This is a genomic window from Spirosoma migulaei, assembly GCF_054776855.1.
Map to the genome: position 1 here is coordinate 338308 of NZ_BAAHBG010000013.1, position 14904 is coordinate 353211.

Genomic DNA, 14904 nt, shown 5'->3' on the forward strand with positions numbered 1-14904 from the left:
GAGAACTTATACCTTACAATTCGTCCGACAGAAATTTTCGAACCGTCTGGTAAGGACGTAATCCCTGTGGTTTTCCATTCGTACCGTTGGTTGGTGGAGTCCCATTACCAGTTATGCGGGGTTCATCAACTCGTTTGCGGCCATTATTGTGAAGCGAGAGCATTTCTTTCCGTAGCTGACGTTGTTCTTCGTCGCTGAGGCCAGTACGTGTAGCCTCTCCCTGTCCATACCCATCATTGAAATTACTGATACGACTGTCGGTTTGGGCCAGTTTTAGTTCGGCCAGAAACTCGTTGAGGTCAGCTAGGATGGATTGCCGTTCTTCTTTTAGTTCGGCGAGATTGGGTAATAAGTCTAGGTTATGCTGCAACACATTTTGCTGTGTCAGTTGATCGGCTAATTGCGTTTCGAGGGGAGCAATTTCTTTGTCCAGGCGCTTCAATCGACGACGTAGTTTCCAGAGTTTTATATCGGCCTGCAACCATCTGAACCAGAACGCGGACAATACGGGTAAGGCAATGCCCAGGCAGACAGCTCCGGCCAACGCAAACAAAATACCGCTGAGTACGAACGATAAAAGTGCCCAGGGACTATTGACCAACGCCAGATTTAACTCGCTCGATTCGTTAAGTTGTTTCTCGATTTGGTTGAGCGTTGATGAACTGAGCGTTTGTGTGGCAGCGGTTGGATCGGTATTCAACTGAAGCTGCCGCACCGATTTATTAATGGCTGATTTAAGCTGATCTGTCCGATACGCTTCATATCGGAACCAGCCCAGCACTGCTAATGTCAATACTGAAAAAACGGCTAATGCCATCTTAAAGCGACCGTATTTTCGCCCGTTTTTTACGGGATCTTCCTTGTATGGCTGCTCAATAAGTCGGTCATAAGCGGGCTTTAACAAAATCGACACCATGGCCAGACCGACGGCAAATGCCCAGGCCTCATTGGTGTTGCGGATGTTCAGCGCGTAAGCCACGATCTCGTGTGAGATGATCAAATCACCCGCCAGAAATGAAATACCGGCTATCAGAAACAGCAGTCCGGCAAGCAATGAATAATCGGGCGAGGCTTTGGTTCGACGTTCGCGCAGTTGGTCCCGGTCGGCTTCTAAGACCTGCCGGTCGGCTTCCCGTTGACTGATCTGCTTGGCTAAGCGTTCAACCTGTACCGTATGCGCCTGCAAATCGGCAAAGGCCGTTCGATTGGCTTCAGTGGTTTCGCTTAGCTTACGTTCGGTATTGGCCAGTTCGGTTCGTTTTTCCTGTATTCGTTCAGAAAGCCAGTCCGTATTGATCTGACTGGATAGATATCCTTCGTATGTTTCCCGGTTTACACCTTCCACACCACTGGTGTAGCCATGCTGAAAGTCGGGGTTGTTAGTTGGCTCCATAATCAATGATAAATTATAAATGATGAATTATGAATGAAAAGCAATAGTGTAAAATTCATCATTCATAATTCATCATTGATTTCCGTTGTTGTTCCGTAAGCCGGTTTCGTAGGCTACGGGCGAGTTCAAACTCACTGATAAATAGATTAACAAGCCCATCGCGTTGAGTGTTCAAACGGGTCATCTCGGCCTGGAGGTGATTCAGGGTTGTTACAATGGGCCACTTCTGTGCCCGAATGCTATCAATTTCCTGGCTTAGGCGCTCAATATCGGCTTCCCATCGGGGTAGATTCTGCAATTTATTGATAGTGAGCCGGTGGTTACTCTGAATACCGGAAACGTCCGTTTGTAGTGACGTCAGTGTGCTTAAAACTAGTTTTCCCGCCAGTAAGAACAGGAAGAATACAAAAACAAACAAGCCAATGGCCTGCCCAACAGCTTGAGAGTGTAATGCCTGCACCAGCACAAAAATGGCTGTGGCTAGCGGTAAACTAAGCTCTTCTACCAATCGTCGGCCAGTTAATCGGGTATCTGTTTCATAAAAGAACGATGTTCGGCCAAACAAATTGAACATCCCGGCTATAAATACGCCAACGGCAATCCACCGATTGGCAAAAACGGGGCGCAGTGTTTCGTCAATCAGATAGAAGTTCCCAATGCACAATACGACTGATAAAGCCAGACTGACCACATGCCGAACCAGATTGTTAGCAACAGGCTGCGTATCGTGCAGATCGCCGATCTGGTTACGAAGGGTTATAATTCGATTCTCACGTTGCTCGATAAACAAATTGAGTTCACCGATTTTTTCGGTATGCTGCTCAATTTGCTCGTCGAGAGGGGCGGATTGCTGACCAAAATACGCCCGAATCTGAGCCAGTTTACCATCCGGACGGGCATCCGAAAGTCCGAACAGTACACCCTCATCCCGGAGGCTTTCTTCATCAGCCAGCCAAGTTGGAAGAGGGTCTGTTCTTGTAAGAAAAGGGGAAAGCACTGAAGGTAATGGTTCAGAGGACGATTGCTCCCGTAAACCAGGAGGTTGGAGTACCACTCTGGCAAGAGGAGCCTCTATCGAAGCCGTTGGCGCAGGAAATGAAGTCGTACGAGTGAAAAAAGAACGGAGTTGGTTGGTAAGCGTCATTTATCGAAATCCGAAAGAGAATTAGTCCGCCGGAACAGGTTGTTAAAGCGAAAACGGGCGTAAATACGCGAATAGTACCCCATTGATGCAAGTAACAAGTGATGGATGGAGAATATTTCTGTCAGGAGTTTAACGTTGATTTACTTCCTGAAGGGAAAATATGGTAGACTGTTTGCTCGATTCCACCAGTTATTTATTCTCCTTAGTTCCACTTCGTATTGATTGGTAGTTTCGTGCTGTAATTCTCAATCAAAGCTGTCCTGATTAAACCCATCGTTAATCATGAAGTTCCCGGCTGGTGACCTGTTTATCTTCATTTTTTTTCTGATAGGAGTCCTGTTTATAAGTATTGCCTATTATCTCTATTACAGCCATCAACAGTTGGTTCAGCATGGCGTTGCCACCAAAGGTGTTGTCATTGATATGCATCGAATGAAACCACGTGAGTATCCGATGGCGCCTTCCATACGCTATCATATTCGTGATGGGCGCGAGTTAGTATTCCACAGTTCGGAAGGTAGAAATCCACCCGCTTATGAGATTGGCGATGAAGTAACGCTGTATTATGATCCGGCCAAGCCAGAAAACGTCCAACTGGATGGTGACTATCTGATGGTGTATATTATGGGTGGCATGGGAGCTGTGTTTCTGCTCTTATCGATTTGGAGCGTTCCAGAGTCTACGGTTGCCATCTGGAAATGGCTGTTTACTCGATAGTATAGAGATTACCGTTGCAGAAATATACGCTGTAGGGCACCCCAGAGCCGCTTCTTTAAATTTTGATCGGCTTCAATCGTTGGTAAGGAATCGGCCATTAGAAAGGTAATACCTTCAAACCGGACCGGCGAATACCGATCCATCATAATGTCGAGGTTAATCCGCTCAAACGGCACGCCAAAGGTAATAAAGTGATTGATGTACTTGCCACGTAGCAACTCCGGGAAATCCATATCCCGAACACCATGCAAATTGAGCAAATCAACGCCTTCAATATTCAGATTGACAGCTTTCAGAATTTTCTCTAAAAACAACAAATTACTGGGGTCCAGCTCTTCATCGGCCAGTAGGAGAACCTTATGATTGAGTTGTGGCAACCTGGCTTGCTGAATAGGTGGCACGATGGCAGGCGTAGTTGGTCGGGGAGCGGGTTCGGGTAACGGTTCCGGTGTGTGAATTAGAACGACAGATTCTGGTACGGGTGTAATTAACACGGGTGGAACTTGGGTGATGTCAGCTAATACGGGCTCAATAACCTTAACAGAGTTAGCCGTCAACGCGTCTAATTCCGTTAATAAATCAGACGTAGTAGCCTCTTCCAGGTGTAAATAAATAGCCTTATCGGTCACCGGTGGCTCTTCCAATACTTGACTACTTACCGCCCACGATTCGTTAGGCAGCCGGTAAATCGAGTCAGTCTGATATAACGTGTGGTAAAAATTCTTTGCTGACATGGCTCAGGCTGATTGTTCGCCAAAAATACGCAAAAAAGCCGCCCCAATTTCGCAATAAACCGGGGGATCGTAACTACTGGATCGTTGGATTACCTAGACGCTAACTTGATTCTCCCGGGTCGAAAACTTGAACAAGTCGTAAATGAAGCAGTAGCGCGTTACACAGCCAATGGCGAGAATGAACGAGAGCGTACTAAAGAGATAAACAACCAGGGTAGGCAAAAGCCCCAGCAGACAAGGGACAAGCAAGTCTACAATTAAAATAGCTCGCACAAGCTGGTCAACAAAACTGACATTTTTTTTGAATAGCATACATGAAGGCAGTTACAAGAGGTCGGTAGGTAAACATACGTATAATATTTTGATTACCAGGGTATTTACACAAAAAGAGCACTCGTGTATACGAGTGCTCTTTTTGTGTATAATTAATCGGCGTGCTTAGGCAATTACGGCCCGACGATGAATAATGGCTTCGCGATCGGGGCTGGTTGAGATAAAATTGATCGGTAAGCCCAACGTATCTTCCAGGAAGTAAACGTACGTGGCCAACTCAGCGGGTACATCTTCGAACGAACGGATATTCGTTAGGTCGGCCTGCCAGCCTTTGAACGATTGGTAAATAGGCGTCACATCCGTATCACAGAGATCATATGGCATTTGTTCCGTAGTGGTGCCATCTGGAAGTTGGTAGTGGGTACATACCTTAATTTCGTCGAAGATATTCAATACATCCACCTTCATCATGACCAACTGGGTTACCCCATTAATCATAATGGCATACTTCAGCGCAGGCAGGTCGAGCCAGCCGCACCGACGCGGACGACCCGTTGTGGCACCAAATTCGCGACCTTCTGCCCGGATACGCTCACCCGTTTCATCGGAGAGTTCGGTAGGGAAGGGGCCACTTCCTACGCGGGTGCAGTAGGCTTTGAAAATACCATAAACTTCGCCAATCTGACGAGGAGCTACGCCCAGACCCGTGCAGGCTCCGGCTGTCATCGTGCTGGAGGAGGTTACAAATGGGTACGAACCGAAGTCGATATCGAGCAGTGAACCCTGAGCACCTTCGGCCAGAATCTTCCTGCCACTTTGTATGGCATCATTAACGGCGTATTCACTATCCGTTAATTGGAACTGCTTCATGAACTCGACTGCGCCAAAAAACTCAGCTTCTGACTGGGGCAGTACCGACGCATAATCGAAGTTGTTCTGCTCCAGAATTACTTTGTGAATGGCTACCAGTTTATCATACTTTGCCCGAAAGTTTGGCGACTCAACATCGCCTACGCGCAGACCCAGGCGGGCCACTTTATCCTGATAGGTTGGACCAATTCCGCGCAGGGTTGAGCCAATTTTCGACTCACCTTTTGCCTGTTCGTAAGCGGCATCCAGGAGTCTATGGGTTGGCAGAATAATAGAAGCCTTACGGGAAATCTGTAGATTCTGTGTTAAGGAAAGGTTGTATTTCGCCAGCCCGTCGATTTCTTTTTTAAACACAATCGGGTCGAGCACTACGCCATTGCCAATGATGTTGAGAATATCGTCGCGAAAAATACCGGACGGAATCTGGTGTAGTACGTGTTTCAGTCCATTGAATTCGAGGGTGTGTCCAGCATTTGGCCCCCCCTGAAAACGGGCTACAACCTGATATTGTGGAGCCAGTACGTCCACAATTTTACCTTTACCTTCGTCGCCCCACTGGAGGCCTAATAAAACATCGATCATTCTTGAATAAATTAAAAAAGGCCCCTGTCGGGCAATCTCACCTTGTCATTGAACCGAAAGATATCGACGGTCACTTTCCCAACCACCGTTAGTGGTTCAATAAAACCGCCGGATAACCTAAAATGCTCAGCCCAAATATCAGTTCTGGGGTTGAAAAAGCGCACAATCTCCTGGTTATTCCAGTCAATGGATGCAATATCAGTCCCTTTATTCCGATTGCAGTCTGGACAAGCATATGCCAGATTACTTTCTTCATTTGAGCCATTGTGTTTACGGCTAATAATATGGTCTACTTCGAATCCTATAAATGACCCCTCATCCTGAGCAAGACAATATTCACAGGTGTAGACCGCTCGTTGAGCAACACGTTTGCGTGCAGTAGCCGAAACGGGTACATTATTGGTGGGCATATTCCTTTGCTTTCGCTTTGGCTAATCGCATAATATGCTCTACATTCATAAAGTCGTTGATAGTCTCTATTTCCTCCTGAGTAGCTGTACCATTTTTTTCTTTATCCAACAGCAGATAAAAATAGTCATGCATATCTTCCGAAGCCCTAAATTGAAGAACGTCTTCTGGCTTTATATGTGTCAGCATGAAATCAACCAGGGTTGAATATGGATTCATCTTATTTACCAGTTGTTAGTACTAACTTATCAGTTAAGGACGCTGCTATGCCCCAGTAGATATTCAGTTGGACAAGCGGCATACTGAGGTATGTATAATATAGTAGACATCATATATTATACCTGAAAATTACTCTTCCATCACCATGCCTACAGCCTGGGTCTCTTGCTGACCTTCCTTTTTGTTCTCACAGAAATCGCGTGCGCAGGAGCCGTAGAAAATCAGAGAGTGGTGCATAACGTTGAATTTCAACATATCGCCAACCATGTTCTGAATGTTCTGAACGCGTGGGTCACAGAATTCCATTACTTTATGGCAGTCGGTGCATATCAGGTGATCGTGCTGACGGAAACCATATGATTTTTCGTACTGGGCCAGATTTCGGCCAAACTGGTGCTTGGTCACTAAGTCACAGTCAACCAACACGTCTAAGGTGTTATAGACTGTTGCCCGACTAACCCGATACTTCTTATTCTTCATGGAGATATACAACTCATCCACATCGAAGTGGTCTTGCCGATTATAAATCTCTTCAAGAATGGCAAAACGTTCAGGCGTCTTTCGCAGGCCTTTTCGTTCGAGGTAAGCCCGAAAAATCATTTGGGCTGCCTCTAAATTCGTTTGTGTCGGCGCAGGCATATCCGGTTCCGATTAAGTGAAAGTACAAAGGTAGATGTTTATGGTTTGAAGTTTATAGTTTGATGTTCGAAGTTTGTTCACACTGGCCTAATCATCAGGCCTTGTTTCAGTCAACTTCAAACTATAAATTTCAAACTGTCTCATTAAGAGTCGAATCGCACAACTTCAAACACGCCCTGGACGCGCTCAAGTTTATGCATCAGAATTTCGAGGTGGCCCGTATCGTGGACGTAGAGTCGAATGTTGCCTTCAAAAATACCGTCTTTTGAATCAATGGCGACGGAGCGCATGTTGATATGCAACTCGTTACTAATAACCCGGGTCACATCGTTGATTAAGCCAACACGGTCAGTACCGGTAATGCGAAGGCCCGCCAGAAACGCCAGTTCTTTCTGGGATGTCCATTTAGCCTTGATAATCCGGTTGCCATGATTCGACATCAGCTCGACGGCGTTCGGACAGGTAACCCGGTGAATTTTAATGCCTTCGTTAATCGTAACAAACCCAAACACGTCGTCGCCCGAAATGGGGTTGCAACATTTTGACAGCGTGTAGTCGATCTTATCCATGTCCTCACCAATGAGGAGCATATCGGCGTCGGCCCGTTCGCCGTGAATTTTCTTAAGTTCTTTGACAAATGCCTTGGCGTCAGGCAAGGCATCGGTATTGAGCTTATTAGTACGGTTTTCTTTGGCTTCCTTATCGGACTTGAATTTCTTAAGTTCAGCAACATCGATATGACCTTTTCCAACCCGATAAAAGAAATCATCCGTTGTTTTAGAGCCGAAATAAGCCCGTAACTGGTTGATCACCTCGTTGGTCATCTCAATTCGAAGTAAGCGTAACTTTTTGTTGACCAGCTCACGGCCATCGGTCACGTAGCGCTTATTCTCCTCCTTAATTAGGTCTTTGATCTTGGTCTTGGCCTTTGAGGTAACGACAAACCGAAGCCAGTCTTCGTTTGGTTTTTGCCGGTTTGAGGTAATGACCTCTACCTGATCACCATTTTGCAGGACGTAACTTAGCGGTACCAGGGTATTGTTAACCTTGGCCGCCATACACCGAGCCCCAATCTGGGTATGAATATCAAAGGCAAAATCAAGTGCCGTGGCTCCGCGTTGCAATACCTGAAGATCACCTTTGGGTGTAAAGACGAAGACTTCTTCACTGTATAGATTGCTTCGAAAATCGTCAACGAACTCAATGGCTGCTTTTTTGTCGCCACTGCCCGCCGACTCGATCATGTCACGAACCTGACTAATCCAGGCTTCAATACCGGCACCGGTCTGCGTATCATTGCCTTTGTATTTCCAGTGGGCCGCGTACCCTTTCTCGGCAATGTCATTCATCCGCTCGGTCCGAATCTGAACTTCAACCCATTGCCCCAAACGACTCATAACCGTTGTGTGTAACGACTCATAGCCATTGGTACGTGGCGTACTGATCCAGTCTTTCAGGCGGTCGGGGTTGGGTTTGTAGTGGTCCGTTACGATGGAATAGGCTCGCCAGCAAGCGGCTTTTTCTTCTTCGGGTGGAACATCCAGAATAATACGGACTGCGAACAGATCGTAAATTTCCTCGAAGGGCTTTTTCGATTTGTTAAGCTTGGTCCAGATTGAGTAAATGGACTTTGGCCGACCTTTAATGACGTATTTAATACCTGTTTCGGCAAGGTCTTTCTCAATTGGTTCGATAAAGCGACCAATAAATCGGTCGCGGGCAAGTCGGGTCTCGCGTAATTTTTTGGCAATGTCCTTGTAGGCCTCCGGCTCAACATGCTTCAGATACAGATCTTCCAGCTCCGATTTAATCGTGTACAGACCCAGGCGGTGTGCCAATGGCGCATAGATGTAAATCGTTTCGGAGGCAATTTTCAATTGCTTATCGCGGGGCATGGAGTCCAGCGTTCGCATATTGTGGAGCCGGTCAGCAAGCTTAATCAGAATCACTCGGACGTCGTCTGACAGCGTCAGCAGCATCTTTCGGAAGTTTTCAGCCTGCTGTGAGGAGCCGTATTCAAAAAAGCCCGAAATCTTGGTCAGTCCGTCAATAATCCGAGCTACTTTGGGTCCAAATGCCCGGTCAATATCGGCAATCGTAGTATCTGTATCTTCAACAACATCGTGGAGGAGAGCGGCAACGATACTGGTGGTGCCTAAGCCAATTTCTTCTACAGCAATCTGTGCAACAGCCAGTGGATGGTAGATATAGGGCTCTCCTGACCGACGACGCATGTTCTTGTGAGCCTCGGCTGAGGTATTGAACGCCTTTTTAATCAGCTTGGCGTCATCCCCCTTCAGCATTGGTTTTGCCGCCCGCAATAGCCGCCGGTAGCGTTTCAGGATTTCCTGTCGTTCCAGTTCTAAATCAATTGTGGGTTCAGCGCCAGGTCGATGTTCGACTGCATTCATCATAGGTGGTGTCTTTGGTTGGGCATTACCCGTCGGTTGTACTCGTACTACCAAGATAACAAAATAATAATCGAAAATAGAGCCAAGATGAGCTAAAAATAAAACCTTCTATAAAATTCCTTGGAGAGTTGAAAAACTTTCGTACTTTTGCACTCCGAAACCAGTGCATAATGTAAAATGCATGATGAATAAGGGTTGTACAGCCACTGTACATTATTCATTCTACGTTGTTCATTGACGGCTACCTGCGGGCGTGGCGAAATTGGTAGACGTGCCAGACTTAGGATCTGGTGCCGCAAGGCATGGGGGTTCGAGTCCCTCCGCCCGTACAAAGTTTTGAATGAGTGATTGAGTGAATGAGTGAATTGTAATTTGTCGCATTGACTAACATTCGCTCAATCTCTCATTCGCTCATTCACCATTTTAAACCGATACAAACGTGGATATTACCCTCGAAAAAGCCAGCGATACCAATGCTTCGCTGAAGATTACCCTAACTCCAGCCGACTACAAGCCAGAAGTTGATAAGAAACTGAAAGACTACGGTCGTAAGGTTCAGTTAAAGGGATTCCGTCCTGGCCACGTACCCGCTTCGCTCGTGCAAAAGATGTACGGTAAAAGCATTCTGGTCGATGAGATCAATTCTATGCTCAGCAAGACGGTTAGTGACTATATCCGCGAAAATAAATTGCAGGTTGTAGGCGATCCCGTTCCAAATCGCGATGAAGCGGATGCTATCGACTGGGACAACCAAACCGATTTTGCGTTCAGTTATACACTGGGTCTGGCTTCGGAATTCGATATTGATTTCAGCGATCTGCCAAGTGTAACAAACTACGAAATTCAGGCGGGCGAAGCCGAAATAGATTCAACCATTGCTGATTTACAGGAGCGTTTCCACGCGCATGCACATGGAGAGGAAGTTGGTGATGGCGATACCATTTATGGCGAACTGAAGCAGACAACTGGCGAAGGTGAATTATTTTCGGCCAAGACTGCATTCCCGATGAACCAGATGGCAGAAGATGCCAAAGGTCAGTTTGTGGGTAAGAAAAAAGGTGACGTTGTTACGTTTGTACTGGAGCAAGCATTCCCGGATGAGAAATCCCGTGCTAACGCTACCGGTGTGAAAAAAGAAGAGGCTGCTGAATTAACTGGTGAGTTCACCTTTGCCATTGACGACATTACCCGTCATGAGCCTGCCGAACTGAATCAGGAGTTTTTTGATAAAGTGCTGGGCGTAGGTGCTGTTGAAAATGAAGAACAATTCCGCACGAAAGTGGCCGAAATTATTCGGAGCAACTATAGCCGTGAATCGGATCAGCTGTTGCGTTTAGATATCGAGAAATCATTGATCGAAAATACCCCAATTTTGCTACCTGACGAGTTCCTGAAAAACTGGTTGATGGAAGTAAATGAAGGGAAGTTCACCCCTGAGCAAATTGACGAGCAGTACGACGACTTTACGAAGTCGGTTAAACTACAGCTCATCAAAAATAAAATTGCTGACAAAGCCGACATCAAAGTTGAATTTGAAGAAGTGCTGAATGCTACCCGTCAAATGGTACGTGAGCAGTTCGGTTTTGCCGGTAGCGAAGATGAGGAGATGAACAAAACCATTGACCGCATCGCCCGTAACTACCTAATGGACGAAAAGAACAATGGTCAGAATTATACCAGTACCTTCAATCGGGTATTTGACGATAAAGTAATTGGTTATGCCAAAACACAACTAACTATTGTATCGCAGGAGATCAGTGTCGACGAGTTTAAGGCACTGGTTGAGAACCGGTAGTTGATTCTCGTACTGTAATAAAAGAGGCCCGGTCTTTTCAGATCGGGCCTCTTTATATTTAATTCAGATGGAGTAAATAGGGCTCGGCTTCCTGAATGGCCCGACCAAGCTGTCGTTTTAAATAGATTCGCTGATCGTCGATAAATAGAGCGAGCTCATTGTCAAACTCGCCGGTGAAAAAAGACCCATTGGCAAAATAGCCGGTCCCCTGATTAAAGTAACGATTCAAGCGTTGCGTAGTTAACTGCCCGGCCAAATCGGCAATGGACACTGGTAAACAGGCACGCATCCATTCTACTAATGAGGTGATATCCTGAATCTTGCCGGATACGCCTACACCCTCATAAAAATCGATTCGGTGGCCTAACTGCTGCGATTGATTCAGCAACTCGTCGCTGACCATGATTAGTTCGGCAAAAGCTACTTTCCAGGAACCCGTATCGAGTGAAGTTGGATCGAATAAGGAAGACTCAAGAAGCTGATGTGCCCGATTTAGCCGTTGCTTAATCTGATCAGCCGTGTATAAACTAGTTGATGTATTCATAGGATAAGGGTATTTGATTACGGGCGTCGGTCCTGAATCAGACCTGTCCTGATGGATTTGTCGGGTCTGTGATCCTGGATAATGACTGGGCGAAACGTCCGGTCGGACAAATCACCCCAACCAATCTGTTGAATCATCCTAACGAAGTTGCTAATGAGTTTTTGAACCATTTTTTTGTAGCTATTGGCTGGTTTGGGTAATCGTGAATTGGGTAAGTTGGGTTGTAGAAATCGCTAAAACCAATTTCTATCTGTGGCTTTATTGGTCAGCCAATCCACTGATGGAATAAATGCCACCTTCAATATCAACGTCTAAGCTTTTGCCCATCCATTGATGCAGATCAACGCCATTTAAATTGAAAGTATCCAGGTTTATCCCTTTCTCCAACAAGCCTCCTGCCTGAATACGAACTGGAACTCGGGTTATAAAACCGTCTCTGGTTTGCGTAAACAGGTAATTAAAAATAATTGTCATGTTGACTTGATTAACAGGGTAAATGCGCTGTCGATGTACTTAATGCGCCGTGGGTAACTGCCCAAATTGAGGAATCAGGTCATCCCGTTTAGCCGCTTGTTCGTCGGTTAAATACAGGACGGCTCGGGACAATCCACGGGCAATATAAGGCTTCTTACTAGCTTCGACTAGTTGATGGGCCGCTCGCTGACGTTCCTGAGCGGTTAACTTTGGCGTAGTATTCATGTTGCTTATTTTTTATCTTTTGAAGAGACGTTGGCGGATAACGAATTCAGGACTGAAGTCGATTCGCGCTGTTCATACGTAGGCACTAGGCGTACCCTGTGCTTTAGGCTCTTTAGTTGCCACTTTTTTAGGCTGATCGTTAGCCATGGCCAAGATGATTTTGAAAAAATATATTGGGTGAACTGTTGGAAAGGATGGGCAAAATTGACGGGACAACATCAATACCAATCCGTGTATCTGAAGTTGATTGGTAAATGACGTAAGGTGCTCTTAATGCCGTTGGGGGAAGTAGCGGAGAGGTTTTCAATGAGGTGCGCAGGCTGTGCTTGGTGCTGACTGTATTTGGGTATTCATCCATTATCAACGGCATTTTACTGCCTTTAAACAAGCGCACAACAAGGGTTGTAATCTATCAACACGTTTACGACCAAAATGATTATAAATAGCTGAAATACTTATTCTTATACAGACTGCTCATCTGGAAGGTGCGTCAAGGTATTGGAATAGGTAAACGTTGTTTCGCAGAGATCGGTAGTGCCAGTTAACGGGGCTGCCGCAGCTGGCGTAGAGGTACAGGCTAGCGGAATATGACCTTCAGTGGCTAACATGCCAGACGTTGGGTCAAGACCAATCCAGCCGGCACCAGGTATAAATACTTCTGTCCAAGCGTGTAAAGCAAGTGAGTTTCGTTCCTCGGGATTAGCTGAATCATTCTCATCCGTCTTCTCCATCCTGACCTGTGCCAGATAACCAGAAACAAAGCGGGCTGCCAGACCCAGATGCCGCAAAATCTGGACAACTAACCAGCCTGAATCACGGCAGGAGCCAATGGCTAAAGTTAAGGTCTCCTCGGGTGTTTGAACACCAGGTTCCATTCGGGTGCTATACGCAATATCCTGATTAACCTGTTGGTTCAGTTTAATCAGGAAGCTGATCGTATTCTGTTTGGTTTGATCGACCTGCTGTAACCATCTGGATAAAGCAGGGCCTGGCTCGTCAACCTCCAGATAGGGTATAAGGTCTTTTTTTAACTGCGCTTCGTAGTCAAAAGGAAACGATTCTGCGTATGTATCCAGGAAAAAATCGAAGGGATTTACCGGCTCTAGTCTTGCAACGATGTCCACATCAATAGACATCAGTTGCATGGGTTCCCAGAAATCGACACGAGCGATAAAGTTGCCAAACGGATCTTGTTGCCAGTGAATTACATGATTGGCTGGCTGAACGGTCAACGAATAGGATTCAATTATTGCCGGACAATGCGCTGCGGGTTTAAGTCGGATGAAATGAGGTGACAGATGAACTGTCCGATCGTAATCGTACTGAGTATGGTGGTGAATAGCGACACGAACGGCCATAATGATTTGAGTAAGTGAATCTAAATTTGCCAGGATACGTAAGCAATCACGCAGAATTAGATTATATCATTTATTGCCTGGTGTGACCCCGTCGGGTCAGATGTTTATAGAAAACTTGGCCTTTCTATAAACATGTGACTCCTTTGGAGTCACACAAAAACATAGTTCGATTCTGCCTAACGTCTTATACTTTTTCAAACACCAGCCGGTAATGTTCCATCGTCTCATTCTGGAAACAAACCCGGTTTGGGCTTACCCTGAACACCGCGATCAGATCCTGAAATGGTTTATTTGTCAATAATTTCGGTAGCAGCGAAGCATAGAGGAAGTACTTCTTTAGGTTGAAAGCCCGGAATCGCTTGCGCCACTGGCCAATGGTTTCAATATAATCGAGTCGGCCGCTGCTTTGCGATACGAGCTTAAAATACGGCTTGGCGTTCCGAATGACCTGTTCAGGACCGTACGGTAGCCATGAACCCGGAAACTGGGCAATCATCAGCGCCAAGGCATAGGAAGGCGATTCTTTGGGGGCGTCCAAGCTGATTTCCTCAAACGGAATCATATTTTTTCCGAACACCATGGTCTGCATATAGAAACGACCACCAACAGGTAGCAGATCGTTGAGTTTCGTGAAAAAATCGGCGTACACCTGATCCTGCTGACCCGCCTGATATTGCTCAACGGAACAGAAGTGCTCCATCCCGCCAATACAGCTTACTGCATCGAACGTACCATAATCGGCTGGCGTAATCAATCGGCAATCTTTTATATCAACCTCCAGCCCATTGGCCCGGCAGGCTTCAGCCTGGCCTTTAGAAAGGGTTACGCCACGTCCGATGGCCCCACGTTGCTTCACAAAGGTTAAGAAAGGTCCCCAGCCACAACCCATGTCGAGTATTCGTGTTCCTTTACCTACACGTAGGCTATCAGCAATAAAAGTATGTTTCTGGCGCTGAGCTTGTTCGAGCGTTAGCGAAAAATCGCCATTATACATAGCCCCGCTATAATCACCAGTTTCTCCTACGCTCAGGCGAAAAATTTTATCAATAGTTGTGTACGTGAAATCAAGGTCTTGTTGGGAGGCCATAAAACGAGGAGAAATTTTGAGTACAAGGTGA

General features: G+C 46.2%; 17 protein-coding genes and 1 tRNA gene. 3 read left to right on the forward strand and 15 right to left on the reverse strand.

Annotated elements, in window-relative coordinates; all coding sequences use genetic code 11:
* Positions 1 to 13 precede the first annotated feature (13 nt).
* Together ACYVGO_RS17160 and ACYVGO_RS17165 are read right to left on the reverse strand one after the other, a co-directional pair.
* The gene (locus ACYVGO_RS17160) at positions 14 to 1393 is read right to left on the reverse strand and encodes an AAA family ATPase (protein WP_460970319.1); all 1380 of its coding nucleotides are present in this window, start codon (positions 1391 to 1393) and stop codon (positions 14 to 16) included.
* 58 nt (positions 1394 to 1451) lie between these two features.
* A complete protein-coding gene (locus tag ACYVGO_RS17165) occupies positions 1452 to 2537 on the reverse strand; it encodes a hypothetical protein (protein WP_460970320.1) in 1086 nt (361 codons plus the stop codon).
* A gap of 282 nt (positions 2538 to 2819) precedes the next feature.
* Here ACYVGO_RS17165 and ACYVGO_RS17170 point away from each other — a divergent pair, with 282 nt between their 5' ends.
* Positions 2820 to 3254 (forward strand): DUF3592 domain-containing protein, encoded by a 435-nt coding sequence (locus tag ACYVGO_RS17170; protein WP_460970321.1) that lies wholly within the window; start codon positions 2820 to 2822, stop codon positions 3252 to 3254.
* 8 nt (positions 3255 to 3262) lie between these two features.
* On the opposite strand, the gene ACYVGO_RS17175 is transcribed toward ACYVGO_RS17170, so the two are convergent.
* From ACYVGO_RS17175 to ACYVGO_RS17205, 7 genes are all read right to left on the reverse strand, one after another.
* Positions 3263 to 3988, reverse strand: coding sequence for a hypothetical protein (locus tag ACYVGO_RS17175; protein ID WP_460970322.1), 726 nt, complete (start codon positions 3986 to 3988; stop codon positions 3263 to 3265).
* 93 nt (positions 3989 to 4081) lie between these two features.
* On the reverse strand, positions 4082 to 4300 hold the full coding sequence (locus ACYVGO_RS17180) for a YgaP-like transmembrane domain (protein ID WP_142772444.1): 219 nt from the start codon (positions 4298 to 4300) through the stop codon (positions 4082 to 4084).
* Positions 4301 to 4426: 126 nt separating this feature from the next.
* A complete protein-coding gene (locus ACYVGO_RS17185) occupies positions 4427 to 5713 on the reverse strand; it encodes an adenylosuccinate synthase (RefSeq protein ID WP_142772445.1) in 1287 nt (428 codons plus the stop codon).
* Positions 5714 to 5724: 11 nt separating this feature from the next.
* On the reverse strand, positions 5725 to 6123 hold the full coding sequence (locus tag ACYVGO_RS17190) for an HNH endonuclease (RefSeq protein WP_460970323.1): 399 nt from the start codon (positions 6121 to 6123) through the stop codon (positions 5725 to 5727).
* A complete protein-coding gene (locus tag ACYVGO_RS17195) occupies positions 6110 to 6340 on the reverse strand; it encodes a hypothetical protein (protein ID WP_460970324.1) in 231 nt (76 codons plus the stop codon). Before ACYVGO_RS17195 ends, ACYVGO_RS17190 begins: the two co-directional genes overlap by 14 nt.
* A gap of 129 nt (positions 6341 to 6469) precedes the next feature.
* A complete protein-coding gene (locus ACYVGO_RS17200; RefSeq protein ID WP_142772447.1) occupies positions 6470 to 6979 on the reverse strand; it encodes a Fur family transcriptional regulator in 510 nt (169 codons plus the stop codon).
* Positions 6980 to 7122: 143 nt separating this feature from the next.
* Entirely contained in the window at positions 7123 to 9393 is a 2271-nt protein-coding gene (locus tag ACYVGO_RS17205) for a RelA/SpoT family protein (RefSeq protein WP_142772448.1), read from the reverse strand.
* A 244-nt stretch (positions 9394 to 9637) separates the two neighbouring features.
* On the opposite strand from ACYVGO_RS17205, the gene ACYVGO_RS17210 reads away from it, so the two are divergent.
* Positions 9638 to 9719 (forward strand) — tRNA-Leu (locus tag ACYVGO_RS17210).
* Positions 9720 to 9829: 110 nt separating this feature from the next.
* A complete protein-coding gene (gene tig, locus ACYVGO_RS17215; RefSeq protein ID WP_460970325.1) occupies positions 9830 to 11185 on the forward strand; it encodes a trigger factor in 1356 nt (451 codons plus the stop codon).
* 58 nt (positions 11186 to 11243) lie between these two features.
* On the opposite strand, the gene ACYVGO_RS17220 is transcribed toward tig, so the two are convergent.
* The 6 genes from ACYVGO_RS17220 to ACYVGO_RS17245 all read right to left on the reverse strand — a co-directional run bounded on the left by ACYVGO_RS17220 (position 11244) and on the right by ACYVGO_RS17245 (position 14873).
* Complete coding sequence (locus ACYVGO_RS17220; RefSeq protein ID WP_142772450.1) at positions 11244 to 11729, reverse strand: hypothetical protein; 486 nt, start codon at positions 11727 to 11729, stop codon at positions 11244 to 11246.
* A 17-nt stretch (positions 11730 to 11746) separates the two neighbouring features.
* The gene (locus ACYVGO_RS17225) at positions 11747 to 11899 is read right to left on the reverse strand and encodes a hypothetical protein (protein WP_168207782.1); all 153 of its coding nucleotides are present in this window, start codon (positions 11897 to 11899) and stop codon (positions 11747 to 11749) included.
* 88 nt (positions 11900 to 11987) lie between these two features.
* Entirely contained in the window at positions 11988 to 12203 is a 216-nt protein-coding gene (locus ACYVGO_RS17230) for a hypothetical protein (protein WP_142772451.1), read from the reverse strand.
* Positions 12204 to 12242: 39 nt separating this feature from the next.
* Positions 12243 to 12428 (reverse strand): hypothetical protein, encoded by a 186-nt coding sequence (locus ACYVGO_RS17235; RefSeq protein ID WP_142772452.1) that lies wholly within the window; start codon positions 12426 to 12428, stop codon positions 12243 to 12245.
* Between the two features lie 461 nt (positions 12429 to 12889).
* Complete coding sequence (locus tag ACYVGO_RS17240) at positions 12890 to 13786, reverse strand: transglutaminase family protein (RefSeq protein ID WP_142772453.1); 897 nt, start codon at positions 13784 to 13786, stop codon at positions 12890 to 12892.
* Positions 13787 to 13970: 184 nt separating this feature from the next.
* A complete protein-coding gene (locus ACYVGO_RS17245; RefSeq protein ID WP_142772454.1) occupies positions 13971 to 14873 on the reverse strand; it encodes an SAM-dependent methyltransferase in 903 nt (300 codons plus the stop codon).
* Between the last annotated feature and the right edge of the window lie 31 nt (positions 14874 to 14904).